Origin of the sequence: Streptomyces sp. NPDC058697, assembly GCF_042715345.1 — a bacterium.
Taxonomy (GTDB): Bacteria; Actinomycetota; Actinomycetes; order Streptomycetales; family Streptomycetaceae; genus Streptomyces; species Streptomyces liliifuscus.
In genome coordinates this window covers 86,200-109,672 of the sequence record NZ_JBHXSU010000006.1, presented here as the reverse complement: position 1 = coordinate 109,672, position 23,473 = coordinate 86,200, and the positions used below count along the sequence as shown (strand labels likewise).

The 23,473-nt window shown below is 69.1% G+C and carries 20 protein-coding genes and 2 tRNA genes; 15 read left to right on the top strand and 7 right to left on the bottom strand.

Going from position 1 to position 23,473, the window contains the following annotated elements:
- Positions 1 to 233: 233 nt before the first annotated feature.
- Complete coding sequence (locus tag ACFWXQ_RS16495) at positions 234 to 1,523, bottom strand: ROK family protein (protein WP_383946985.1); 1,290 nt, start codon at positions 1,521 to 1,523, stop codon at positions 234 to 236.
- Positions 1,524 to 2,200: 677 nt separating this feature from the next.
- On the opposite strand from ACFWXQ_RS16495, the gene ACFWXQ_RS16490 reads away from it, so the two are divergent.
- Complete coding sequence (locus ACFWXQ_RS16490; protein WP_383955669.1) at positions 2,201 to 2,782, top strand: biotin transporter BioY; 582 nt, start codon at positions 2,201 to 2,203, stop codon at positions 2,780 to 2,782.
- A 264-nt stretch (positions 2,783 to 3,046) separates the two neighbouring features.
- On the opposite strand, the gene ACFWXQ_RS16485 is transcribed toward ACFWXQ_RS16490, so the two are convergent.
- Positions 3,047 to 3,799, bottom strand: coding sequence for a hypothetical protein (locus tag ACFWXQ_RS16485; RefSeq protein WP_383955672.1), 753 nt, complete (start codon positions 3,797 to 3,799; stop codon positions 3,047 to 3,049).
- Between the two features lie 240 nt (positions 3,800 to 4,039).
- On the opposite strand from ACFWXQ_RS16485, the gene ACFWXQ_RS16480 reads away from it, so the two are divergent.
- Positions 4,040 to 6,403: a protein kinase gene (locus ACFWXQ_RS16480; protein WP_386268401.1), complete on the top strand. Its 2,364-nt coding sequence runs from the start codon at positions 4,040 to 4,042 to the stop codon at positions 6,401 to 6,403.
- Between the two features lie 131 nt (positions 6,404 to 6,534).
- On the opposite strand, the gene ACFWXQ_RS16475 is transcribed toward ACFWXQ_RS16480, so the two are convergent.
- On the bottom strand, positions 6,535 to 8,010 hold the full coding sequence (locus ACFWXQ_RS16475; RefSeq protein ID WP_383955678.1) for an amino acid permease: 1,476 nt from the start codon (positions 8,008 to 8,010) through the stop codon (positions 6,535 to 6,537).
- A gap of 320 nt (positions 8,011 to 8,330) precedes the next feature.
- On the opposite strand from ACFWXQ_RS16475, the gene ACFWXQ_RS16470 reads away from it, so the two are divergent.
- The gene (locus ACFWXQ_RS16470; protein WP_383955681.1) at positions 8,331 to 8,816 is read left to right on the top strand and encodes a ribose-5-phosphate isomerase; all 486 of its coding nucleotides are present in this window, start codon (positions 8,331 to 8,333) and stop codon (positions 8,814 to 8,816) included.
- Positions 8,817 to 8,950: 134 nt separating this feature from the next.
- Positions 8,951 to 9,760, top strand: coding sequence for an Fpg/Nei family DNA glycosylase (locus ACFWXQ_RS16465; protein ID WP_383952935.1), 810 nt, complete (start codon positions 8,951 to 8,953; stop codon positions 9,758 to 9,760).
- 38 nt (positions 9,761 to 9,798) lie between these two features.
- Here ACFWXQ_RS16465 and ACFWXQ_RS16460 read toward each other — a convergent pair whose 3' ends face one another.
- A complete protein-coding gene (locus ACFWXQ_RS16460; RefSeq protein ID WP_383952937.1) occupies positions 9,799 to 11,034 on the bottom strand; it encodes a GNAT family N-acetyltransferase in 1,236 nt (411 codons plus the stop codon).
- A 186-nt stretch (positions 11,035 to 11,220) separates the two neighbouring features.
- On the opposite strand from ACFWXQ_RS16460, the gene ACFWXQ_RS16455 reads away from it, so the two are divergent.
- A complete protein-coding gene (locus ACFWXQ_RS16455; protein WP_189837844.1) occupies positions 11,221 to 12,402 on the top strand; it encodes a PP2C family protein-serine/threonine phosphatase in 1,182 nt (393 codons plus the stop codon).
- A 462-nt stretch (positions 12,403 to 12,864) separates the two neighbouring features.
- On the opposite strand, the gene ACFWXQ_RS16450 is transcribed toward ACFWXQ_RS16455, so the two are convergent.
- Complete coding sequence (locus ACFWXQ_RS16450; protein ID WP_383952939.1) at positions 12,865 to 14,043, bottom strand: cation:proton antiporter; 1,179 nt, start codon at positions 14,041 to 14,043, stop codon at positions 12,865 to 12,867.
- A gap of 128 nt (positions 14,044 to 14,171) precedes the next feature.
- On the opposite strand from ACFWXQ_RS16450, the gene ACFWXQ_RS16445 reads away from it, so the two are divergent.
- From ACFWXQ_RS16445 to ACFWXQ_RS16435, 3 genes are read left to right on the top strand one after another with little or no spacing between them, the layout of a single operon-like run.
- Positions 14,172 to 14,375: a hypothetical protein gene (locus ACFWXQ_RS16445; RefSeq protein WP_383952941.1), complete on the top strand. Its 204-nt coding sequence runs from the start codon at positions 14,172 to 14,174 to the stop codon at positions 14,373 to 14,375.
- Complete coding sequence (locus ACFWXQ_RS16440) at positions 14,372 to 14,512, top strand: hypothetical protein (RefSeq protein WP_383952943.1); 141 nt, start codon at positions 14,372 to 14,374, stop codon at positions 14,510 to 14,512. The genes ACFWXQ_RS16445 and ACFWXQ_RS16440 overlap by 4 nt, the downstream gene beginning before the upstream one ends.
- A complete protein-coding gene (locus tag ACFWXQ_RS16435) occupies positions 14,509 to 14,991 on the top strand; it encodes an HD domain-containing protein (protein ID WP_383952945.1) in 483 nt (160 codons plus the stop codon). The genes ACFWXQ_RS16440 and ACFWXQ_RS16435 overlap by 4 nt, the downstream gene beginning before the upstream one ends.
- An 89-nt stretch (positions 14,992 to 15,080) precedes the next feature.
- Here the strand turns inward: ACFWXQ_RS16435 and ACFWXQ_RS16430 are convergent, their stop codons facing one another.
- Entirely contained in the window at positions 15,081 to 16,265 is a 1,185-nt protein-coding gene (locus ACFWXQ_RS16430) for an acyltransferase family protein (protein WP_383952947.1), read from the bottom strand.
- Positions 16,266 to 16,844: 579 nt separating this feature from the next.
- Between ACFWXQ_RS16430 and ACFWXQ_RS16425 the strand changes: the two genes are divergently transcribed.
- Both ACFWXQ_RS16425 and ACFWXQ_RS16420 read left to right on the top strand, forming a co-directional pair.
- Positions 16,845 to 17,039: a hypothetical protein gene (locus ACFWXQ_RS16425; RefSeq protein WP_055611884.1), complete on the top strand. Its 195-nt coding sequence runs from the start codon at positions 16,845 to 16,847 to the stop codon at positions 17,037 to 17,039.
- A gap of 218 nt (positions 17,040 to 17,257) precedes the next feature.
- On the top strand, positions 17,258 to 18,097 hold the full coding sequence (locus ACFWXQ_RS16420) for an alpha/beta fold hydrolase (protein WP_383952949.1): 840 nt from the start codon (positions 17,258 to 17,260) through the stop codon (positions 18,095 to 18,097).
- Between the two features lie 119 nt (positions 18,098 to 18,216).
- On the opposite strand, the gene ACFWXQ_RS16415 is transcribed toward ACFWXQ_RS16420, so the two are convergent.
- Positions 18,217 to 18,287: transfer RNA gene (locus ACFWXQ_RS16415), tRNA-Gly, on the bottom strand.
- Between the two features lie 153 nt (positions 18,288 to 18,440).
- Between ACFWXQ_RS16415 and ACFWXQ_RS16410 the strand changes: the two genes are divergently transcribed.
- The 5 genes from ACFWXQ_RS16410 (at position 18,441) to clpX (ending at position 23,392) form a co-directional block, all read left to right on the top strand.
- Positions 18,441 to 18,517: transfer RNA gene (locus tag ACFWXQ_RS16410), tRNA-Pro, on the top strand.
- Between the two features lie 187 nt (positions 18,518 to 18,704).
- On the top strand, positions 18,705 to 20,120 hold the full coding sequence (gene tig, locus ACFWXQ_RS16405; RefSeq protein ID WP_383952951.1) for a trigger factor: 1,416 nt from the start codon (positions 18,705 to 18,707) through the stop codon (positions 20,118 to 20,120).
- 436 nt (positions 20,121 to 20,556) lie between these two features.
- On the top strand, positions 20,557 to 21,162 hold the full coding sequence (locus ACFWXQ_RS16400) for an ATP-dependent Clp protease proteolytic subunit (RefSeq protein WP_186001018.1): 606 nt from the start codon (positions 20,557 to 20,559) through the stop codon (positions 21,160 to 21,162).
- Positions 21,163 to 21,264: 102 nt separating this feature from the next.
- Positions 21,265 to 21,945: an ATP-dependent Clp protease proteolytic subunit gene (locus ACFWXQ_RS16395; protein WP_200398175.1), complete on the top strand. Its 681-nt coding sequence runs from the start codon at positions 21,265 to 21,267 to the stop codon at positions 21,943 to 21,945.
- 160 nt (positions 21,946 to 22,105) lie between these two features.
- Entirely contained in the window at positions 22,106 to 23,392 is a 1,287-nt protein-coding gene (gene clpX, locus ACFWXQ_RS16390; protein WP_055611895.1) for an ATP-dependent Clp protease ATP-binding subunit ClpX, read from the top strand.
- The last annotated feature ends 81 nt before the right edge of the window (positions 23,393 to 23,473 follow it).

The following is a 23,473-nucleotide window of genomic DNA, read 5'->3' as shown; positions in this document are numbered from 1 at the left end:
GCACACGTGACGGCGCACGCGGAGGGCGTGGCGTTGGTGTGATGCGGTGCGGTGCGGTGTGGCGATGGTGGCCAAAGGACGCTGACGGATCGGCGAGGACCGCGGACGGATCGGCGGGTAACGCGGATCGATCGTCGTCAGTGCGTCAACGCGTCAGCAACAGAAGGTGCGACAGCTCATGAACACGATGCTCCTGGCCTGGTGAGGGCCTGTCAACATTCGGATTTTCTGAATTAAATCGTCCCCGGTGAGGCGGCCGAGGACCTGATGGACGGCGTGTTCGGCGGCGCACTCGACGGCGCGCTCAGCGGGTCCCGGTAGAGCACGTCCAGGGCCACCGAACCCCCGGCCACGGCGAGTACGGAGTCCGGGAAGCTGGTCGGCACGACGGCCGCCGCCCGGTCGGGACCGACTTCCTCGCGCAGGGCGGCCAGGCAGTCCTCCCGGTGGACGGCACCCATCTCCGTGACGACGACCGTGTCCGGGTTGAGCACGTCGAGCAGGAGCCCCGCCGCACGGCCGACCATGCGGGCGCGGTGCAGCAGCAGGCGTACGGCGACGGGGTCGCCGGCTGCCGCGGCGGCGAGGATGTGCATGGGGTCGGAGGTCCGGATGACCCCGGCCTCGCGCGCCCTCCCGCACAGGGTCCGTTCGCTCAACTCGGCCTGCAGGCAGCCGGTCCGGCCGCAGTCGCAGAGTTCCGTACCGCCCGCGAGCGGCAGATGGGCGATGGCCCCGGCCTGGGAGCGGGGCCCGTGGTGGACCTCGTCATGGGTGGCGAAGGCGGCGTCCACGACGTTCCCGACGAAGAGGTGCAGCACACTGCGGCCGGCGCCGGCGGTCCGCCCGAAGAGCCGCTCCCCGTTGACCAGGGCCCGTGCGTGCCCGTCCACGTGCACGGGCAGGCCGGTGAGCGCGTGGATCACCTCACGCGCGCGGACGTCCCGCCAGCCGAGGAGTGGGTGCTCGACGATGGTCCCGGAGTCCCGGTCCACCCAGCCGCCGGTGGCCAGACCGACGCCGAGGGGGACGCGGTCGGGGGCGGCCGCGAGCAGGGCGCGCAGCCCGGTGGCGGCGTTGGCGAGGACGTGGGAGGGGGCCGAGGCCGGTTGGTCGCTGTCCTCGTGGTTCAGGCGGCGTTCGGCGACGACACGTCCGCGCAGGTCGAGGAGGGCGACGGTCGTGTACGGCACCGCCACGTGCACGCCGCCGACCACGAACCGGGAGTCGTCCAGGTCGACCGGTACGTGCGGGCGGCCGACCCCGTTCGACCGCCGGAGCGTGGCGGCCTCCTGGATCAGGCCGAGTGCGGTGAGGCGGTTGCAGTGGTCGGTGACCGAAGCCGGGGAGAGTCCGGTCAGCCGGGCGATGGTGCTGCGGGCGACGGGGCCGTGCGCCAGCACCGACCGCAGGATGGCGCTGGCACTGGTACGGCGGCGGTCGCTGTCGACGGCTCGGCGGGCGGGGGAGGGGCGAGGAGCAAGATCGGGAGTGGGAGTGGGAGCGAGGGAGGAGCTGGGCATGGAGAGAGGCATGGAGGACTTCCTCGGGACTGGTCCGACACTGCGCCGACGTCTGCTGGCTTGTCTCGTCTCGGCGAGCCGGATGGATCCCCTCCGCGCCCGCCTCAGCGGTGGCGACAGGTGGCCGTGCCCTGGCGTCGCAGGTCGACATAGCGACGCGACGCGAAGTTCCTGGCTTGGGCGACCATGGGGTGAAGGGTAGGCGGTGGGTGGCCTGTCCGACCAGGGGGCTTTTTCTTCGCCCCCGCCGCCCCTACCCATTCCCGTCACTACTCGGGGGCCAGCCCCCGAACCCCCGCTCCTCAAACGCCGGAGGGGCTGGATTTTCGCGGCGGGGCCGGCACTTTCAGCCCGTCCGGCGTTTGAGGACGAGCGCGTTCAGCGCGATACGGGGGTTCGGGGGCGGAGCCCCTGAGTAAGTGACGGGAATGGGTAGGGGCGGCGGGGGCGAAGACTCCTTTGGCGGGACCCTACAGATGGCGTCAGGTTCAGACCCCGTAGGGAACCCCACCCCACCTCAGTGACCAGCATCACGCCCCCACGGGTGTACACCACACTCTTTGTAAGAGATCCACCACACACCGGATCCCCCCTTTGTCGACCGCGGCCGATGTCGGCCCCAACCCCCTGGGATAGCGTCACCGTGTCCCGAACTGCCCACACCCGCCGGAGCCCCCATGACCACCGCCGTCGCCCCCACCCGCCCGGGCCAGGTAATAGCCGACCTGCTCCCCGCCTCCCGCGTAAGGGACGCCGCACTCGTGGCAGGCGGCGCCGCGCTCACGGGCCTGGCGGCCCAGATAGCGGTCCCGGTCCCGGGCTCCCCGGTCCCGGTGACGGGCCAGACCTTCGCGGCCCTCCTCGTCGGCACCGCACTCGGCACCGGCCGAGGCCTCGCCTCCCTCGCGATCTACGCGCTGCTCGGCCTCGCAGGCGTCCCGTGGTTCGCCGAGGGCACCGCCGGCGCCACCGTGTCCTTCGGCTACATCCTCGGCATGCTGCTCGCGGCCACCGTCGTGGGCGCCCTCGCCCGCCGCGGCGCCGACCGCTCGGTCGTACGCATGGCGGGCACGATGCTCCTGGGCGAGGCGATCATCTACGCGATCGGCGTCCCGTACCTGGCGTTCGCCGCCGACATGACGATGACCCAGGCCATCGCGGCCGGCCTCACCCCGTTCCTCCTCGGCGACGCGCTCAAGGCCGCCCTCGCGATGGGCGTACTGCCCACCGCCTGGAAGTTCGTCAAGCGCGAGAGCTGACGGACACGTCGTAGTTCCTGCGAAAGAGGTTCGCCGGGTCGTACACCGACTACAGCCCGGCGAGCCTCAGTTGCGTTCCGGAGTCGTACAGCCCCTCCGCCGTACGCCCGCCCGCCCCGTACGCGAAGTTCAACGCCCCGCTCGATCGTCCACGGCTCCACCGCGCCGAGCGCCCGGTGCAACCGCTCCCGCACACGCCGGCGCCTCCGCGGTGGGACCGCGGAGGCGCCGTACGCGTACCTGTCGTGCCGTGGGGAGTGGGGCCTACGACCCGCTCCGCTGCGGCCGCCGCTGTGTCCACCACAGGCCCGCCGCGCCCGCGGAGATCAGCGCCGCGCCGACCGCGCCGAGCGGCAGGATCCGGTCGGCCGGACCGGTCTTGGGCAGTTCCTTGCCACCGGACTTGTCACCGCCGGCCTTGTCGCTGCCCGGGGTGACCGGGCTGTTGTCGGTGCCGAGCAGAAGGGGTGTGGCCGGTGCGTTCGGCGACGGGTTGTTCGCGCCGAACGGGACCGGGCCCTGCTGCCAGAACGTCTTCGCGCCGTCGGCGTCCTGGACGGGCAGGCAGATCTTGCCCTCCTTCTTCAGATCGAAGGTCGCGTCCACGGCGTACGACTTCGACTTGCCGGCCGCGAGATTGTCGATGGCACATGCGAAACCACTGTTCGAACCTTCGGGGAGGTCTTTCTCGGCGATTTCCGCACAGCCCTCGACACCCTTGACCGAGAGGCCATCAAAACCGACCACAAGCAGTCGGATTTCGCCGCTGTCCTTCGTCCCCCCGTTCTTTACCGTGGCGGTAATCGCCGTTTCCTGTGAGCTGTTGTCGACCTCGATCTTCTCGGGCAACAGGGTCGTCAGTTCGACACCTGCGGGCGCCTTGTCAATCGCCTTTCCGCCCTTGCCGCTCATCGGCCCTTCGTCGTCCGCGCCGGCGGAGAAGGAAAAGATCATCACTGCCGAGAAAGATGCAGTGAGCAGCGATCCAGTGGTGATCGTCATGCGACGAGAACTCATGTTCGTCCCCCTTGTATCCCCCTGACTGCGCCTGAATTCGCAGTCTTTGAAGTGGTACCACAAGATTTCTCCCCACTATGCTGGTGCGGCACGAAGTTGTGACCATTGTGCTTCTTTGCGGTTCTTCTGTGGCGGGTGTTGAAGGGGGGAATGGGGGTGCCGGAAATAACGAGGGGCGGTATTCCGGGATTGCTGGTGACGGGCCGTTACCGGCTGGCCGAGAGCATTGGTCAGGGGGGAATGGGACGGGTGTGGCGGGCCGTCGACGAAATCCTCGACCGACAGGTCGCCGTCAAGGAAATGCGCATCGACGGCATGGACCAGGAGGACGCCAGGACCCGTCGCGAACGGACCCTGCGCGAGGCCAGGGCCACGGCCCGGATCGACCACCCCAACGTCGTGCGCGTGTACGACGTGGTGGACCAGGGCGAACGGCTCTGGATCGTGATGGAACTGGTCGACGGCCGCTCCCTGGACAGGGTCCTGGCGGAGGACGGGCCGCTGAGCGCGCGCGGTACGGCACGGATCGGGCTCGGACTGGTCGCCGCACTCGGCCAGGTGCACGCGGGGGGCGTGCTGCACCGGGACATCAAGCCGGCCAACGTACTGGTCGAGCGGCGCGCGGGCCGGGTCGTCCTCACCGACTTCGGCATCGCCGCGATCCAGGACGCCGAGGCGCTGACGATGGCGGGGATGCTGGTCGGCTCGCCCGACTACATGGCACCCGAGCGGGTCTCCGGCCGGCCCCAGGGCCCGCCGTCCGACCTCTGGTCCCTCGGCGCCACCCTCTGCGCGGCCCTCGGCGGCCGCTCCCCCTTCTCCCGCGCCACCACCCTCGCCACCCTGCACGCCGTGCTCTACGAGGAGCCGGAGATCCCGTCCGCGGCCGGGGAACTGACGGAGGTGCTGTCGGCCCTGCTCCTGAAGGACCCGTCGGTACGGCCGGGCCTGGAGGAACTGGAGGCGATCCTCGGGCCGGTGGCCGACGGGAGCACGGGGGCGTCCGCGCCACCGGGTGCGACGGCGGGGCTGGGCACGGCGGTCGGTCCGGGGGAGGGCGAGAGGACGGCTCCGGGAGCGGCGACGGAGCCCGGCGAAGGAGAGGGAGAAGGAGGAGGTCGAGAGGGAGAGGGCGAAGGAGGAGGGGGCGAAGGCGGAGGAGAAGGAGCGGGAACGGGAACGGGTTCTGAATCCGGTCCGGCGTCGGGGCCCGCTCCAGGCCCCGGGTCCGAGCCCAGGTCCGAGTGGGAGTCCGGCTCCGGCTCCGGCCTCAGCTCCGGCTCCGGGGCACGATCCGGTTCCGTACCGGCGGCTGCCCGTACGGCCGAATCCGCACCCGGTGCCGCCGGTCAAGCGCCACCGGAGCCCCACGCGGCGGCCCCGGTACCACCGACCGGGCCTCCACCGCTGACCGAGCTTCCTCCGCCGACCGAGCACCCGACCCCTCCGCTGTTCCGGATCCCGGTCCTGGAGCCGCCGCCTGTCACTCCGCCGACGGGCGAGGGCACTCCCAGGCTGACCGAGCCGGTGGAGGACGCGGTACCGGTACGGCGTACACCGACGCTGTGGAGCGCACCCGAGTCCGAAGAGGCGGCCGGCCCCGCCCCTGTCGCCGGCCCGAACTCACCCCAGACCCCGACCCGGACCCCGACCTCGACTCCGCAGGAACCGGCCGCCCCCGAACCGCTCCCCACAGAGCCCACAAAGCCCGCAGCGCCCCCCGGCCCCACACCCCCCGACCCCGAGAACGCGTCCTCCGAAGCGCCGCCCGGGGGCACTCCCGAGATTCCCTCCGCCGGAGTGGCTCCCGGATCCGGATACGCCCTCCACGCGTCCGGCATCCGGCCGGCGGGGCCGGAACCGGCGGCCAACGGGAACAACTCACTGCCTACAAGGCCCAGGTCCGCCCCCATGCCACCGGGCGAACCGCTCGGTCCCCCCGTGCCGGCCGACCCGCGCCGGAGCCGGACCTGGAGCCGGAACCGCAAGGGAGCCGTGGCCGCCGCGGGTGTGGTCGTCGCCGGTGTCGTCGCCGCACTGGTGATCCCGGCGCTCGGTGGATCCCCGGACGACAAGGACGAGGCCTCGCCCCCCTCTTCTTCCGCGTCCTCCTCCGCGGGCACCGGCGGCACCCCGTCCACCGCGCCCCCCACCGTCGCGGGCACCGCACGGCCGCCCACCCTCCCGGAGGGCTCCCGTACGGAGGCCGGCATGTACGCGTGGGTCCCGCCCGAGGGCTGGGAACGGGTGGTGCAGAGCGGCGCCGAGGTCCACTACACCTCCCCGGACCGCAAACAGGAGGTCCTCGCCAACGCGGCCCCGGCCCGGGGCGACCTGATGGACCAGTGGACGGAGACGGAGAAGGACACCAGCAAGGGCCTCGACTACCAGCGGATCCGGCTGGAGGAGACCACGTTCCGCGACGCGCCCGCGGTCGTCTGGGAGTACACGGTCACGGCCAAGGGACTGCCCTGGCACGCCCGGCTGCTCGGCTTCAACGCGGACGGCAAGTACTACGAGATCACCACCTGGTACCGCCCGGACATCGAGGACCAGGCACTCCCGGTCTACGAGACGGTCAAGGACAGCTTCACCCCCCTGTGACCCCTGTGACCCCTGTGATCCCTGTGCGCCACGAGCCGGAGACCCGACGGCGCACCGGCACGCACACAGACACGACGACGCCTCCGTGGAAAGTCCCACGGAGGCGTCGTACAGAAGGCAGGTCCGAGCCGTCAGACCGTGGTGGAGTCCTGCTCCTTCTGGAGCTCGGCCCGGGCCTTCCCGCGCCGCACCTTCTCCAGTACCAGCGCGATGCCGACGACGACGGCCGCGACGAGAAGCGACAGCAGTACCGTCTTGCGGCCGTCGTGCTCGGTGTCGGTGAGCATGTAGCCGAGGACGAAGACGATCAGCGCGATCGTCGCGTACGTCAGATACGGGTACAGCCACATCCGCACGACCAGCTTCTCCGGCGTCTCGCGCTCGATGATCTTCCGCATCCGCAGCTGCGAGAGGCAGATGACGAGCCAGACGAACAGCGCGACCGCGCCGGAGGAGTTGACCAGGAAGAGGAAGACCGAGTCGGGGAACTCGTAGTTGAAGAACACCGCGACGAAGCCGAAGACGACCGAGGCGATGATCGCCGGCATCGGCACACCACGGCTGGTCGTACGGGCGAAGGCCTTGGGTGCGTCACCGCGCTGACCCAGCGAGAAGGCCATGCGGGAGGCCGTGTAGAGGCCGGAGTTGAGACAGGACAGTACGGACGTCAGCACGATGAACTTCATGATCTCGCCGGCGTTCGGGATGCCGAGCGAGTTCAGGGCGGCGACGTACGAGCCGTCCTTCTGGATGGCGTCCGAGTCCCAGGGCAGCAGCGTGACCACGACGAAGATCGAGCCGAGGTAGAAGACGCCGATCCGCCAGATGATGCTGTTGGTGGACTTTGTCACCGCGCGCTGCGGGTTCTCCGACTCGCCCGCCGCGAGGGTGGCGATCTCGCTGCCCATGAAGGAGAAGACGACGAGCAGGATGCCGGTGAGGATCGCGCCGGGCCCGTTGGGCAGGAATCCGCCGTGGTCGGTGAGGTTCCCGAGCCCTGCCGTGTCGCTGTCGACACCCGGCAGTACGCCGAAGACCGCGAGCCCGCCGATGACGATGAACGCGCCGATCGCGACGACCTTGATCCCGGCGAACCAGAACTCGAACTCGCCGTACGAGCCGACGGAGACCAGGTTCGTCGCGGTCAGGACGACCATGACGATGAGCGCCCAGCCCCACTGCGGTACGGCGGGGATCCAGCTTTCCAGGATCACGGCACCCGCGGTCGCCTCGATGGCGAGCACGACGACCCAGAAGAACCAGTACAGCCAGCCGATCGAGAACCCGGCCCACCGGCCGAGCGCCCGGTCCGCGTGCGCGGAGAACGAACCCGAGGTCGGGTTCGCGGCGGACATCTCGCCGAGCATCCGCATCACGAGGACGACCATCGTGCCGACGAGGGCGTACGACAGAAGGATGCCGGGGCCCGCGGTGGCGATACCGGAGCTGGAGCCGACGAACAGGCCGGCGCCGATGACTCCGCCGATGGCGATCATCGAGAGGTGACGGTTCTTGAGCCCGGCCTGGAGACCGGCGTCGGGCCCTCCGGGTTCTCCGGGTCCGTCGGGGCCGTTTCCGGCCTTCGTCAGAGTCGGCTGCGAGGTCATAGGACGGTGTTCCTTTGCGCCGGGGACTGTGGGGGAGGGGACTGATGTGGGGGACTGCGAGCCACCGCGGATCCTGCGGATACTGCGGATTTCCTACGGGGAGTCCGTACGAGCGGTGTACGGGTGATGCACACGAGGTGCACAAGCCGGTCCAGTGAATCCCAGGCGAATGGATTCGTGAACCTTTGAATCCAGATCGTTACTTGAGGTTTCCTTGAGGTTCTGTAGTGTTGCTCACACTTTTCCGTCATGCGGCTCAGCGCATTTCGTGCGCCTGCCCCGACGGGGCCGATCGGAAACAGGCGTGTCACACTCGGACCATGCGCGTGTATCTCGGCTCCGACCATGCCGGTTTCGAACTCAAGAACCACCTCGTCGAGTGGCTCAGGGCGGCCGGGCACGAGCCCGTCGACTGCGGGCCCCTCATCTATGACGCCCAGGACGACTACCCGCCGTTCTGCCTCCGCGCCGCGGAGCGCACGGCGGCCGACCCCGGCTCGCTGGGCATCGTGATCGGCGGCTCGGGGAACGGGGAGCAGATCGCGGCGAACAAGGTCGAGGGGGTGCGGGCCGCTCTCGCGTGGAGCGAGCAGACGGCGGCGCTCGGGCGTGAGCACAACGACGCCAACGTGGTGGCTGTCGGCGCCCGCATGCACACCGAGGAGGAGGCGACCAAGTTCGTCGAGATCTTCCTCAACACCCCGTTCTCCGGCGACGAGCGCCACATCCGCCGCATCGACATGCTCTCGACGTACGAGACGACGGGCGACCTCCCGGAGATCCCGCCCCACCACCCGCAGGGCTAGAAAAGGCTGAGGACTGCGCAGTTCCCCGCGCCCCTGGGTCTTTTAGGGGCGCGGGGAACTGCGCGACAAGCCACAACGAACCCGCACGCACGTACGTACGGTCTGGGCGTACCGCAACCCAACCAGGAGGCGCCGTGCCCGAAGGGCACACCATTCATCGGCTGGCCGAGGACTACATCGGCGGCTTCGGTGGGCGCAGGGCACGCGTCACCAGCCCCCAGGGCAAGTTCACGGACGCCGCAGCCCTCCTGGACGGCACGGAATTCACCACGGCGGAAGCCCACGGCAAACACCTCTTCCTCCGCTTCGAGTCCGAGGACTGGATCCACATCCACCTCGGCCTCTTCGGCAAAGTGAACTTCGGCACCACCCCCGCACCCCCGCCCACGGACACGGTCCGCCTGAGACTCGCGAACGACACCACGTACGTGGACCTCCGCGGCCCCACCACCTGCACGCTGATCACGGACACGGAGAAGCAGGCGATACACGCCCGCCTGGGCCCGGACCCGCTGCGCGAGGACGCGGAACCGGCCCGCGCGTACACCCGCGTCGCCCGCAGCCGTACGACGATCGCCGCCCTTCTCATGGACCAGAAGATCATCGCGGGCGTGGGCAACGTCTACCGCGCCGAGGTCCTCTTCCGGCACGGCATCGACCCGTACCGGCCGGGCAAGGACGTCACGGCGGCCGAGTGGGACGCGGTCTGGGCGGACCTGGTCGCGCTGATGCGCGAGGGCGTCCGCAACAACCGCATCGACACCGTCCGCCCGGAGCACGAACCGGAGGCGATGGGCCGCCCGCCGCGCAAGGACGACCACGGCGGCGAGGTCTACGTGTACCGCAGGGCCAACCTGCCCTGCCTCATCTGTGGCGGCGAGATCCGCACCGCCGATCTCGCCGCCCGCAACCTCTTCTGGTGCCCGGCCTGCCAGAAGACCTGAAAGTCATCCGGCCTGACGGCAGGCGGGCCGGATGCAGCTCAGAAGCCGTGCGGCAGCCAGGGCGCCACGACGGAGGAGAAGCCGAGCGAGGCCTCCGCGAGGGCGCCCTGGCGCAGCTCCCGCACCCGACCCGCCGCGGCGAGCGAGGCGAGGGACACGCCACCGAGATAGGCCGACCCCAACTCCCGTACGGACAGGGTGAGATCGGGCGCGTCGGCCGTCCGCGCGCAGGACGCTCCCTTCGCGTCACCCGTGAGCCGCCAACGCCCCTCGTTCCAGGGGCAGAAGGCGTCCTCGACCTCGAACACGACGTCCACCGGCGCCTGGTACGTCCGTGCCTCCAGCGCCGCGCCGACATCGACGAGCCGCACGTACAACGAGTCCCGGAGCGACAGGCCGCACCGCCGGACGTCGGAGACCAGGTGCTGCCAGGCGTCGTCGACGGGACGGCTGTGCGTCTTCACCGTCGACGTCAGGTCGATGCCGAAGAGGTGCTGCCACAGCGCGGCGTACGCGGCCGGGTCGAGCGCCTCCAGGTCGCGCAGCTCGATGGTGCCGGCCGGGCCGGCCGAGTCCCACTCCGGCTTGTTGAAGTACCGGGTGTAGCCGACCACTTCGCCGTCCCGCTCCGCGAGCACGCACTGCAGCGGCGACGTCCCCTTGCGGTCACTCTCCGGGTCGAGCAGCGGCAGCCGCTCCCAGCCGGGCCTGCGCTCCAGCATCCCGGGCCGGACGGCCACATGACGCGCGTACACGGCCTCGCAGGCGTCGCGTACGCCCGGTGCGTCCGGCGCCACGAGCCGCAGCCGTACGTCGTCCGTGCCCTCCGGCACCGACAGCCGCACCCGGGACGTGTCGATCTCGGCGCGCAGTTGGTGTGTCGCCACGCCGTAGCCGAACCGGCCGTAGATGACGGGTTCGGACGCCGTGAGCACGGCCAGCGACTCGCCCCAGGACCGTACGTCGTCCAGCTGGCGCCGCATCATCGACCGCAGCACACCGCGCCTGCGGTGCGTCGAGGCGACGCTCACCATCGTGACGCCGGCCGCCTGCACGGCGGCGCCGCCCGGGACGGTGACCCGGAACGTGAACGCCCCGGCCGTGCCCACGCAGTCGTCGCCGTCCCAGGCGCCGACGAAACGGTCGTGCTCCGTGAGGTCGCTCCACAGCGACCTCTCCTCGGGGGATTCCGTGACCCCGCCGAACGCGAGCTCCAGGTTCCCGTACCACTTGTCCCAGTCGTCCGGGCGCAGCACGCGCAGTTCTGTCGTCATGTCCTCATGCCTACCAGGGCAATCCGGGATGAGCGACTGTATTTCTCCCCGCCCGGCGATGTCGGGTCCGCATCCGGCCGTACGCTCTGCGAGGGCCGGAATTCCCTGTGACTTCCGTCCCCGGACGGGGGACAAGTGGGACCTCCCGTGCCAAGCACCTGGTCCGATGGATAGGGTCCCGAACTAATGGCAGCAGGACGAGAGCGGCGCGCAGAAGCCGATACGTTCACGGCCCGGTTGAAGAAGCAGGTTCACCGGGTCCGCACCGGCCTGCGCAGATCCGCTGTCGACTACTTCCGCGGCGACGGCTCCGACTGGGTCGCGCTCGCCGGTCTGCTGCTGACCATTCCCGTGATCGCCTGCCTCACACTCATGAACTCGGTCTGGTGCTCGCCGGCGCTGCTGGTCCTGCCGATCGTCGCGGGCGGGCTGCTGCTGCGGCCGTCGAGCCTGCTCGGGCTGTACGCCGCGGCCGCCACCGCGCTGATCGTGGAGTCCGTGAAACTCGGGCCGTACACGGAGGGGCCTTCCCGGGTGACGCCCGGAATCGTGCTGGTCGTGGCGGCGTGCGGGTTCTTCGGACTCCTCATCGCCCAGTTCCGCAGCCGGGTGGGTGTGCCGTGGCGGCGGGGCGGGACCATGCTGTTCGACCTGCGTGAGCGGATCCGGGTACAGAGCAAGTTGCCGAAGCTGCCGATGGGTTGGCATCGGGAGATGGCCCTGCGGCCGGCCGGTGGGCAGTCGTTCTCCGGCGACTTCGTCGTCGCGGCCCGTACGAACGGGGGCCGCACGCTTGAGGTTGTCCTGACGGACGTCTCCGGCAAGGGGATGGACGCGGGGTCGCGTGCGCTGCTGTTGTCGGGGGCGTTCGGGGGGCTGCTGGGGTCCTTGCCGCCTCATGCGTTCCTGCCCGCGGCGAACGGGTACCTGCTCCGGCAGGACTGGGACGAGGGTTTCGCCACGTCCATCCACCTGGTCCTGGACCTGGACTCGGGCGACTACGAGCTGTTCTCGGCCGGACATCCGCCGGGGCTTCAGCTCAGCGCGGGGAGTGGGCGCTGGGAGGAGAAGGCTGCGGAGGGGCCGTTGCTCGGGGTGTACGACGGGGCCCAGTTCGACCCCGTGAAGGGTTCGCTGCGGCCCGGGGACGTCCTGATGCTCTTCACGGACGGGCTGGTCGAGACGTCCGACCGGGACATCGTCGAGGGCATCGACCGCCTCACCGGCGAGGCCGACCGGTACGTGGCCGGGGGCTTCCACGGCGCCGCTTGGCACCTCATCGAGGCGGTGGCGAAGGACGTGAACGACGACCGGGCGCTGCTGCTGATCTGCCGCGAGGGGGCGACGACGGGGCCGGCGACGGTGTGATTCGCTGGGGTTCGCGTTTGTCTGCGGGTTCGTTGTGGCTTGTCGCGCAGTTCCCCGCGCCCCTGGGGTGGTTGGGGGTTGCGGCTCGTCGCCTGGGTGCGGGGCCGCGCCGGGATGTGCGTCCGCAGCGGCCGCCGTGAACCACAGCTGCAGCACGGTGACCGCAACCTGCTGTCCTCGTAAGCTGCGGCCACACATCCCGCCACGTCCCCTCCGGGAGGGGGACCATCCGGTCCCCGCAAGGGGCGCGGGGAACGGCGCGAGCAACCACGACGGACCGGCGCATGACGAACCGGCCTCGGCCACGGGCATTTAGGGGCGCGGGGAACTGCGCGACAAGCCACAGTGGGCCCGCACTTTTCAATCCGCCCAATCCCCCACCCACCCCCGGGGCGGAGCCCCAAGTTTCGGGAAGGGGTGGGGTTGGGGAAAGGGAAGCCCCAAAGACGAACCCGGTCGGCCTCAGCCGACCCGGGCCACATCCCGCTCAACCTCAACGTCGGCCCGCCCCCCGGGCAACACCCGAGCCAGCCACCCCGACCGCCCCGCAGCCAACGGCCCAAGAACAGCCAGCAGCAACACATACCCCGCGATGAACGGCGACAGCCGATCATCGAGCCCCGCCACCGCAGCCATCGTCGCAAGGATCAACGCAAACTCCCCCCGAGCAAGCAGAGTCGTGGAGATATTGGCAGCGGGCCCGGCCCCGAACCCGTACACACGAGCCGCCCCAAGCCCGGCGAGCACGTTCATGACGAGCGTCAGCGCCACCGCGGCCAGCACGGGCCAGAGCACGCTGGGCAGATCACCGGGATCGATGGACAGCCCGAACGCGAAGAAGAACATCGCACCGAAGGCGTCCCGCAACGGATGCACCAGCTTCCGTATCCGCTCCCCGGAGGACGTGCTGCCGAGCATCAGCCCGACCATGAACGCCCCGATCGCGTCGGCCACCCCGAACCACTCGGAGACCCCCGCCATGAACACGGCCGCCCCGAGGAAGGAGATGACCAGCAACTCGTCGTCCTTGGTGTCGAAGAGCCGCCCCACCACCCGCGTACCGAACCGCGCCGCGAGGGCGAGCAGCAGCAGGAAGGCGAAGGCCTTGCCGCCGTCGAGGACGGCCGCGCCGAGGGAGTTCGCGCCGGACAGGATCGGCTGGAGGGCCGCCAGGTAGAGGGCGAGGAAGATGTCCTCGACGACGATGATGCCGAGGATCGGCTTGGTCTCGGGGTTGCCGAGCCGCCCCGTGTCCACGAGCACCTTCGTCACGATCGCGGACGACGAGATGCCCAGCACCCCGGCGAGCACCAGCGCCTCGGAGGTGCCCCACCCGAGGGCGAATCCGAAGCCCAGGCCCGCGCCGACGTTCAGCGCCAGATACGTACCTCCGGCGAGAGCCATCCGGCGCCCGCCCGACTTGAGGTCGTCCATGTGGAACTCGAGGCCGAGGTAGAAGAGCAGCAGGACCAGGCCGAGTGCGGAGAGCATCTCCATGTCGTGCGGGTCCGAGACGAGCACGATGCCGGGCGTGTGGGGGCCGAGGAGTATTCCGGCCAGGATGAAGAGGGGAATCGTGGGGAGCCCGATACGGGCACCCGCGCGGGCGAGAACGGCGGCGGCCAGAAAGGCACCGCCCATGGCGATCAGAAGCTCTGCGTGTCCGATGGGCCCGTTCCTCCTTGGTCAGAGAGTTGGTCAAGGGATCGTCAAGGAATCGTCAGTAATTAGTTTACCAAACGATCTGGAGCGCTGGTCGGGACCGCCGGGTGAGGGGAGGTGACCCGGCCCTGGAGCTGCGCAAGGAGCGGTACGGGGACAGGGGCGGGGCCGTCGAACTGCGGGGCGTGCGGCGGCAGTACGGGCGCGGAGCCTCCGCCCTGCACGCCCTGCGCGGCACAGACCTCGCGCTCCCACGCGGCGGCACGGTCGGGCTCGGCGGCAAGTCCTGCTCGCCACGCTCGTCCCGATGATGAAGGGCCTGACGGACCAGGCGCCCTACATACCCCCGCCGGTGTACGGCTCGTTCGCGGCGGTCATTGTGATCCTCGGCCTGACGGCGGCGACCGTACCGGACCGGGCCGCGATACGGGGCACACTCGACGCATGACCGAGAACGAGCGCCGAGTGACCGAGAGACCGCTTCTGACCCTCACCGAGGTCGAGGCACTGGCCCGTAACGCGCACGCCGCCCAGACGGACAAGGCGGGCCGCCCGTACACCGAACACCTGCGGGCCGTGGCCGACGGGGTGCTGGACCGCGGCGGCGACGAGGAGCAGATCGCCGCCGCCTGGCTGCACGACTCCGTCGAGGACGAGGCGCTCTCCGAGGACTGGCTCCGCGAGGCCGCCCTGTCCCCGCGCACGAAGGACATCGTGCTGGCCCTCACCAAGCGGCAGGGCGAGTCCCCGGAGGCCTACGCCGACCGCATCCTGGCGACCCCGGGAGCCCTCCTGGTAAAGGAGTCCGACCTCGCCCACAACGCGAACCCGACCCGCCTGGCGGCCCTGGACGAGTTCACCCGGGCCCGCCTGACCCAGAAGTACACCAAGATGCGCAAACTTCTGGGCCTGGCGAAGGCCCCGTAAGGGGCGCGGGGAACTGCGCGACCAGCCACGGCCGGACCCGCAGGTTCAAACGACGGCATCCCCCACGCGGAGCGCTCGCGGGGCGCGCCCTAAGACTTGGCCCGCTCCCGGGCCAACTCCGCGGCGTCCCTCTTGAACGCCCAAGCCATCTTCGGTTCCATCGCGAAGCGAAACGCCCGCTGCACAGGCGGAGTACACAACACCGTGATGACCGCGGCAGCGGCAACCGTGAGGAAGATCTCGCCGAGCGGCTGGTTCAGCCACGCGTAGTCGTCGTACCAGCCCCAGAAGCGGGAGCCCTTGGCGAGGAAGCCGTGCAGCAGATAGCCGTACAGCGTGCCCGCGCCGAGCACGGTGAACCACATCTTGCGGCGCGGCACCCAGGCGAAGAAGCACGAGGTGAGCACCATCGAGCAGCCGAACATGGCGAGCGTCATCACGACACCGGCCCACCAGGGGGCGCCCAACTCCTGGGCGCTGTCACGGTGGTAGAACCACGCCGAGTTCATGCGCGGCCCCGCCCAGTAGGCGAAGGCGAGCGCGCCCAGGAGGACCGGAACGGACAGGATCCGCACCTCGCGGCGCCGCATGAGCTGGAAGTGCTCGGGCTTCATGAACAGGCCCACGACGAAGAACGGCAGGAACTGCAGGACGCGTTGGAGGTCCAGGTCGTCGCCGATGTCAGGGGAGACGGAGGCGAGCATCGCGATGGCGAGCGCGAGCGGCACGGGCCAGCGCACGACCTTCCACAGCGGGACCGTCATCCGCCACACGAACAGCGCGACCAGGAACCACGTGAGGTACCAGGGGTCGAGCAGGCTGATCGGGTGGCTCGGGTCGTCGTCCGCCCACTTCTTGAAGAGGGAGTACGCGACCTCGAAGAGGATGTACGGCACGGCGATGCCCGTGACCAGCCGCTGGAGCCGGTCGGTGCGCATGTCGAAACTGCGGGAGAAGTAGCCGGAGATGAGGATGAAGGCCGGCATGTGGAAGGTGTAGACGACCATGTAGAGCGCCTCGGCGGCGCGGCTGTGGTCGGTCAGCGGTTCCCAGGCGTGACCCATCGCGACGAACACGATCGCCAGGTACTTGGCGTTGTCGAAGAACGCGTCGCGCTGCTTGGCGGGCTTGGTGCCCGGCCCGGTGGTGGCGGCACCCGGTTGCGGGGATCCCGGGGTCCGTGGTGGTCGCGGGCTCGGTACACCCGGCGCCTGCGTCTGGGCCGACGGGAGCGGAGCCCTCTGATGGCCGTGCGGACGGAGCGAGTTCGTCACAGACCCTCCCACCAGGAGCTGGGGGAGACGATCCTGGACCTCGCTGCGCGTGCGGGGGACGTGGCAGCGTAGAACATCTGAGGCACCCTAGCGTTGTCTGTGTGATTTCGTAAAACCTCTGGGGCGAATCCTGCTTATCGCTGTACGTGTACCCGGTATTTGGCGAAGTCGTCATGCGGATGCCTGTGTCGATCGTCATACCGCAAGCGGGTGTTACGTCCTGATTCGTCACGACTAAATGGTGCATAACACTCGCGGGCGACTCTGGTGAAATGTCCGGCTGATTCGTCTTTGGTGACCCGTCTGCAGCCTCGTTGCTGTGCCTGTGACAACAATTCGAATTGGCTGCGAACAGGTTGTGCGGACGAGTGTGTGGACATGGAAACGATCTTCCTGAATTTCCCGTGAGAAGGATCGCTCGAATTGCCGTACGACGCTCGCCCGTTCGCGTCTGTGACCGAACGATGGCTCACCCGCCGCATACGCCGGGCTCGTTGGTGGCACGATGGTTCTGGCGGGGGTGCGCGGGGTTGCACCTCCGGGCCGGGAGAGCGGACCGACCGTAGGGTGTGATCAGTTGTGGCCATTTCGCTGTCAGTGGTGCTTCTGTTGGGGATCGTCCTGGTGGTGTTGATACGAGGGGGATCGATCAAGGGCGGGCCGGCGGTGGTCGCCGTGCTCTTCGGTTTCTTCCTCGCCTCCACAGGCATGGCGGACGACATCCAACGGTTCCTCAACTCGGTAGCGGAGACCATCAACTCGATCCAGTTCTGAGCTTCCGGGCGACTCGGGGACGCCCGGCGGACAAGGGCATCGGGGGAGCGGACGGGTTCCGGCGGCATGCCACGGCCCGACAGTCCGGCGGAGCCGCTCCGTCCACGCGGTGGATGCCCGAGCCCTCCGGTCGGCGTACGACTTCTCATTCGTTGACCCGTCGTCTTCTCAGTTGTCCTTCTTCTCAGCCGTTCTCCCGACCGAAGGAGCCTGAGGCAGTGAGCCCCGAGATCACCTGGCAACTGCGTGAGAGCTGGGAGAGCCCGATCGGAACCCTGCGATGGGACCGGCTCGGGCCACAGGACGGCCCGCCCGTGGTGCTGCTGCACGGCACCCCGTTCTCGTCCTACGTGTGGCACGAGATCGCCCCGGCGCTCGCCGCCGACGGCCACCGGGTCCACGTCTGGGACATGCCCGGCTACGGCAAGTCGCAGAAGAGCGACGGCCAGGACGTCTCCCTCAAGGCGCAGGGCGAGGTGTTCGCCGAGTTCCTGGGGGTCTGGGGGCTGTTGAACCCGTCGGTGATCGCGCACGACTTCGGCGGCTGCGTCGCACTGCGCGCGCATCTGCTGCACAAGGCCGAGTACCGGCGCCTCGCCCTGGTCGACCCCGTCGCGCTCGCCCCCTGGGGCTCACCCTTCTTCCGCCTGGTCGCCGAGCACGCGGCGGTCTTCGGGCAACTGCCCGCACCGCTGCACGAGGCCCTGGTCCGCGAGTACGTGGGCTCCGCGAGCCATCGGGGACTGCTGCCAGAGGTACTGGACGAACTGGTCGCCCCCTGGACGGACGCGGCGGGGCAGGCTGCGTTCTACCGCCAGATCGCCCAGGCCGACCAGCGCTACACGGACGAGATCCAACCCCTCTATCCCACGCTGAACCTGCCCGTCACCGTCTGCTGGGCCACCGAGGACACCTGGATCCCACCCGCCAAGGGCGAGGAACTCGCCTCCCTGATCCCGGGCGCCCGCCTCCGCCCGATCCCGGACGCCGGCCACCTGGTCCCCCTGGACGCCCCGGCCCGCCTCCTCGGCGAGCTGATCGCCTTCCTCCGCAACTGAATGGAACCGAACGGAACTGATCGGGACTGAACGGACCGGATCCGGGCCCGATCCCGCTCCGGAAACGCCTCAGGGCCAGGTCGGAGAGTGAATCTCCGACCTGGCCCTGAGCCGTGCAGAGCGGGCGACGGGAATCGAACCCGCGTAGCTAGTTTGGAAGACTAGGGCTCTACCATTGAGCTACGCCCGCACAGGACGCGCCGCAGGTCAGTGACGCGCGGCACGGAAGCATCGTAGCGGGTCGCACCCCCTCGCCGCACACCCCGTTCCGGAGGCCCCGAGTGCCCCGTGAAATGCGGGAGCCGCGCCGCCTGCGGGCATGTACCCTACGTCTCGCACCAGACGGGGTGTGGCGCAGCTTGGTAGCGCGTCCGCTTTGGGAGCGGAAGGCCGTGGGTTCAAATCCCGCCACCCCGACCACCGTGCCGGACCACCGGCAAGATCACCTTTTGGGGCGTGTACCGCCTGCGGCTAGTATGCAAACATCGCGCCCGTGTGTCTGCGTTGTTACGTCCCTCAAGGGCCGCGAATCCGCTGAGGCTCCGCCGCGTCCGGCAGAGGACAATCAGCAGAACCCAAAGATGTCAGCCCCCAAGGAGACCGAACCGTGAAGAGCGCCGTGGAGACCCTGAACCCGACCCGGGTTCGGCTCAGCATCGAGGTGCCCTTCGAGGAGCTCAAGGACAGCCTCGACGCGGCGTACAAGAAGATCAACCAGCAGGTCACGGTGAAGGGGTTCCGGAAGGGCAAGATTCCGGCGCGCGTCATCGACCAGCGGTTCGGCCGCGGTGCGGTTCTTGAGGAAGCGGTCAACGACGCGCTTCCGAAGTTCTACACCGACGCGGTCAACGAGGCCGAGCTGAACGTCCTCGGCCAGCCCGAGGTCGACATCACGGAGCTGAAGGACGGCGAGACGCTGAACTTCACCGCCGAGGTCGACGTCCGCCCGGCCATCGAGATCCCGGACTACTCCGGCATCGAGGTCGAGGTCGACGCCGTCGAGGTCAGCGAAGAGGACGTCGACAAGGCCGTCGAGGAGCTGCGTGAGCGCTTCGCGTCGACCGCCCCCGTCGAGCGTGCCGCCGAGGACGGTGACGTCGTCACCCTCGACCTGGAGGCCAAGGTCGACGGCGAGGTCCTGGAGGACGGCGTCGCGAGCGGCGTCTCCTACACCATCGGCTCCGGCGAGCTGCTGGACGGCATCGACGACGCCGTGAAGGGCGTGGAGGCCGGTGGCGAGGCCACCTTCGCCTCCGAGCTCAAGGGCGGCTCGGCAGCCGGCAAGGAGGCCGAGGTCACCGTCAAGGTCACCCAGGTCGCCAAGCGCGAACTGCCCGAGCTGGACGACGACTTCGCGCAGCTCGCGTCCGAGTTCGACACCCTTGAGGAGCTGCGCGGCGACAGCCGCAAGCGCCTCGAGAACATGAAGCAGTACGACCAGGCCACGCAGGCCCAGGAGCGTGTCCTGGAGAAGCTGCTCGAGCTCGTCGAGGTGCCCGTCCCCGAGAAGCTGCTCGAGGACGAGATCAACACCCGCAAGCACAACCTGGAGCACCACCAGCTCGGCCAGATGGGCATCGACCTCGAGAAGTACCTCGAGATCCAGGGCAAGACGGCCGAGGAGTTCGACACCGAGACCAAGGAAGCCGCGGTCAAGGGCATCAAGACGCAGTTCGTCCTGGACGAGCTCGTCAACAAGGAGAAGCTGAACGTCAACCAGGAGGAGCTCACCGAGCACCTCATGCGGCGGGCCGCCTCCTCCGGCATGTCCCCGGACCAGTTCGCCCAGGCGGTCGTCGAGGGCGGCCAGGTCCCGATGCTGGTCGGCGAGGTCGCCCGCGGCAAGGCCCTGGCCGTCGTGGTCGAGGCCGCCACGGTGAAGGACACGAACGGCGAGCTCGTCGACCTGGACGACGAGGACGAGGTCTCTGCCGAGGGCTCGACCGAGGAAGCGGCGGAGGAGGCCCCCGAGGCCCCCAAGGCCGACGCCTCCGAGTCCTCCGAGGAGAAGACCGAGGCGTAAGCCTGCGGCGCTTCAGCAGCTGTACGGCGGGCTCCGGGACTGCGTGTCCCGGAGCCCGCTGGGCTTTTCGCCTTTAGGGGCGCGGGGAACTGCGCGAGCAACCCAAGACAACCCGCACCCGCCGACGCACCATCCGTGGCAGACGCGGCTGCGGCCCCGCGGGGGCTGAGCGCGCAGTTCCCCGCGCCCCCAAAAGCCGGGGCGGGGCCTGCCAAGAACCCCTGCTCACCCAGCGGAGCGCATGCGCTCACAGCGAACAGTCACCTCTCCGGGATTCCCCGGAGGGACCCGCGCGTTAGGGTCCATGAGTACGAGGGCAGGGGAGTCCCCGGAGCCGTCCGACACGGCGCGCACACGGGGTCCCACGCCCCCAGCAGAAGACGTGAGACGGCCCGGCGCCGTCGTAAGACGAGCAGGTGGATACGTGACGAATCTGATGCCCACAGCCGCCGGCGACCCCATCGGTGGTGGCCTCGGCGACCAGGTCTACAACCGGCTGCTCGGCGAGCGGATCATCTTCCTCGGCCAGGCGGTCGACGATGACATCGCCAACAAGATCACGGCGCAGCTGCTGCTCCTTGCCTCCGACCCGGAGAAGGACATCTACCTCTACATCAACAGCCCCGGCGGCTCGATCACCGCCGGCATGGCGATCTACGACACCATGCAGTACATCAAGAACGACGTGGTGACGATCGCGATGGGCATGGCGGCCTCCATGGGCCAGTTCCTGCTGAGCGCGGGTACTCCGGGCAAGCGCTTCGCGCTGCCGAACGCGGAGATCCTGATCCACCAGCCCTCGGCAGGCCTCGCCGGTTCCGCGTCGGACATCAAGATCCACGCCGAGCGGCTGCTGCACACCAAGAAGCGGATGGCGGAGCTGACCTCCTTCCACACCGGCCAGACCGTGGAGCAGATCACCCGCGACTCGGACCGGGACCGCTGGTTCGACCCGATCGAGGCCAAGGCGTACGGCCTCATCGACGACATCATGCCCACCGCTGCCGGAATGCCTGGCGGCGGCGGCACCGGAGCGGCGTAGGTCGGCACACAGCCGACCCCGGTGCCGGCGTAGACCGGCACCAAGCCCCTCCGAGCCCCCAGCCGACCGCCTCAGCCCTTATCAGGCTTTCCAGGAGACACAGTGAACGACTTCCCCGGCAGCGGCCTCTACGCCCGCACAGAGGCCGAATACACCGGCCCTCGCGCGGAGTCCCGCTACGTCATCCCGCGCTTCGTCGAGCGCACCTCGCAGGGCGTCCGTGAGTACGACCCGTACGCGAAGCTCTTCGAGGAGCGCGTGATCTTCCTCGGCGTGCAGATCGACGACGCCTCCGCCAACGACGTCATGGCGCAGCTGCTGTGCCTGGAGTCGATGGACCCCGACCGGGACATCTCGGTCTACATCAACAGCCCCGGCGGCTCCTTCACGGCACTCACTGCGATTTACGACACGATGCAGTTCGTGAAGCCGGACGTCCAGACGGTCTGCATGGGCCAGGCGGCCTCGGCCGCCGCGATCCTGCTCGCCGCCGGTACGCCGGGCAAGCGCATGGCACTTCCCAACGCCCGTGTGCTGATCCACCAGCCGTACAGCGAGACCGGCCGAGGCCAGGTCTCGGACCTCGAAATCGCGGCCAACGAGATCCTGCGCATGCGTGCCCAGCTGGAAGACATGCTGGCCAAGCACTCGACGACGCCGATCGAGAAGATCCGCGAGGACATCGAGCGCGACAAGATCCTCACGGCCGAGGACGCCCTCGCGTACGGCCTGATCGACCAGATCATCTCGACCCGGAAAATGAACAACGCCTCGGTCGCGTGACGCAGCGCTGTATCGTCTGCCGCTCCTTGACGCGGTTCACGACAAAGTGAACCGCGCCAAGGGGGGCCCGAACGGGGGGCTCGGCAAGGTACCGTCGGACATAAGGCAGCACCAGGAGCCGCTGGACCTAGGCGTCTCCCAGGCGAAGGGGAAGCACACCGTGGCACGCATCGGTGACGGCGGCGATCTGCTCAAGTGCTCGTTCTGTGGCAAGAGCCAGAAGCAGGTCAAGAAGCTCATCGCAGGCCCTGGTGTGTACATCTGCGACGAGTGCATCGACCTCTGCAACGAGATCATCGAGGAAGAGCTCGCGGAAACGAGCGAGGTCCGCTGGGAGGAACTCCCCAAACCTCGCGAGATCTACGAGTTCCTCGAGGGGTACGTCGTAGGCCAGGAGTCCGCCAAGAAGGCCCTCTCGGTCGCGGTCTACAACCACTACAAGCGGGTCCAGGCCGGTGAGAACAGCACGGGTCAGAACCGCGAGGACGCCATCGAGTTGGCGAAGTCCAACATCCTGCTCCTCGGCCCGACGGGCTCGGGCAAGACGCTCCTCGCCCAGACCCTGGCCCGCATGCTGAACGTCCCGTTCGCCATCGCCGACGCGACGGCGCTGACGGAGGCCGGCTATGTCGGCGAGGACGTCGAGAACATCCTGCTGAAGCTCATCCAGGCCGCGGACTACGACGTCAAGAAGGCCGAGACGGGCATCATCTACATCGACGAGATCGACAAGGTGGCTCGTAAGAGCGAAAACCCGTCGATCACGCGGGACGTGTCCGGCGAGGGCGTGCAGCAGGCCCTCCTCAAGATCCTCGAAGGCACGACGGCCTCGGTCCCGCCCCAGGGCGGACGCAAGCACCCGCACCAGGAGTTCATCCAGATCGACACGACGAACGTCCTGTTCATCGTGGGCGGCGCCTTCGCGGGCCTGGAGAAGCTGATCGAGTCCCGGGCCGGCGCGAAGGGCATCGGCTTCGGCGCGACGATCCGCTCGAAGCGCGAGATGGAGTCCAAGGACCAGTTCGAGGCCGTCATGCCCGAGGACCTCGTCAAGTTCGGCATGATCCCGGAGTTCATCGGCCGTCTGCCCGTCATCACTTCGGTGCACAACCTCGACCGCGAGGCGCTCCTCCAGATCCTCGTCGAGCCGCGCAACGCGCTGGTGAAGCAGTACCAGCGCCTCTTCGAACTCGACGGCGTGGAGCTGGACTTCGAGCGCGAGGCCATGGAGGCCATCGCCGACCAGGCCATCCTCCGCCAGACCGGCGCCCGAGGCCTGCGCGCCATCATGGAGGAAGTCCTCCAGTCCGTGATGTACGAGGTCCCGTCCCGCAAGGACGTCGCCCGAGTGGTCATCACGGCAGAAGCCGTCCGCTCGAACGTGAACCCGACGCTGATCCCCCGGGACGCGCGGGGGCGGGGGCCGGGGGAGCAGAAGACGGCGTAGGTACACGTGCGTACGAAGGGGCGCGGGGCGGGCGCGGGGGGGGGGGGCCGGGGCGGGGGGTGGAAGGTATAATGAAAGATG

Excerpts from the sequence above, each read along its gene's own strand:
- ACFWXQ_RS16450 (WP_383952939.1), bottom strand. The coding sequence starts at position 14,043 with ATGGGCGGTGCCTTTCTGGCCGCCGCCGTTCTCGCCCGCGCGGGTGCC.
- ACFWXQ_RS16455 (WP_189837844.1), top strand. The coding sequence starts at position 11,221 with ATGGCAGCAGGACGAGAGCGGCGCGCAGAAGCCGATACGTTCACGGCC.
- ACFWXQ_RS16470 (WP_383955681.1), top strand. The coding sequence starts at position 8,331 with ATGCGCGTGTATCTCGGCTCCGACCATGCCGGTTTCGAACTCAAGAAC.
- ACFWXQ_RS16490 (WP_383955669.1), top strand. The coding sequence starts at position 2,201 with ATGACCACCGCCGTCGCCCCCACCCGCCCGGGCCAGGTAATAGCCGAC.
- ACFWXQ_RS16460 (WP_383952937.1), bottom strand. The coding sequence starts at position 11,034 with ATGACGACAGAACTGCGCGTGCTGCGCCCGGACGACTGGGACAAGTGG.
- ACFWXQ_RS16495 (WP_383946985.1), bottom strand. The coding sequence starts at position 1,523 with ATGCCCAGCTCCTCCCTCGCTCCCACTCCCACTCCCGATCTTGCTCCT.
- ACFWXQ_RS16440 (WP_383952943.1), top strand. The coding sequence starts at position 14,372 with ATGATGAAGGGCCTGACGGACCAGGCGCCCTACATACCCCCGCCGGTG.
- ACFWXQ_RS16480 (WP_386268401.1), top strand. The coding sequence starts at position 4,040 with ATGGGACGGGTGTGGCGGGCCGTCGACGAAATCCTCGACCGACAGGTC.
- ACFWXQ_RS16475 (WP_383955678.1), bottom strand. The coding sequence starts at position 8,010 with ATGACCTCGCAGCCGACTCTGACGAAGGCCGGAAACGGCCCCGACGGA.
- ACFWXQ_RS16435 (WP_383952945.1), top strand. The coding sequence starts at position 14,509 with ATGACCGAGAACGAGCGCCGAGTGACCGAGAGACCGCTTCTGACCCTC.
- ACFWXQ_RS16400 (WP_186001018.1), top strand. The coding sequence starts at position 20,557 with ATGCCCACAGCCGCCGGCGACCCCATCGGTGGTGGCCTCGGCGACCAG.
- ACFWXQ_RS16485 (WP_383955672.1), bottom strand. The coding sequence starts at position 3,799 with ATGAGTTCTCGTCGCATGACGATCACCACTGGATCGCTGCTCACTGCA.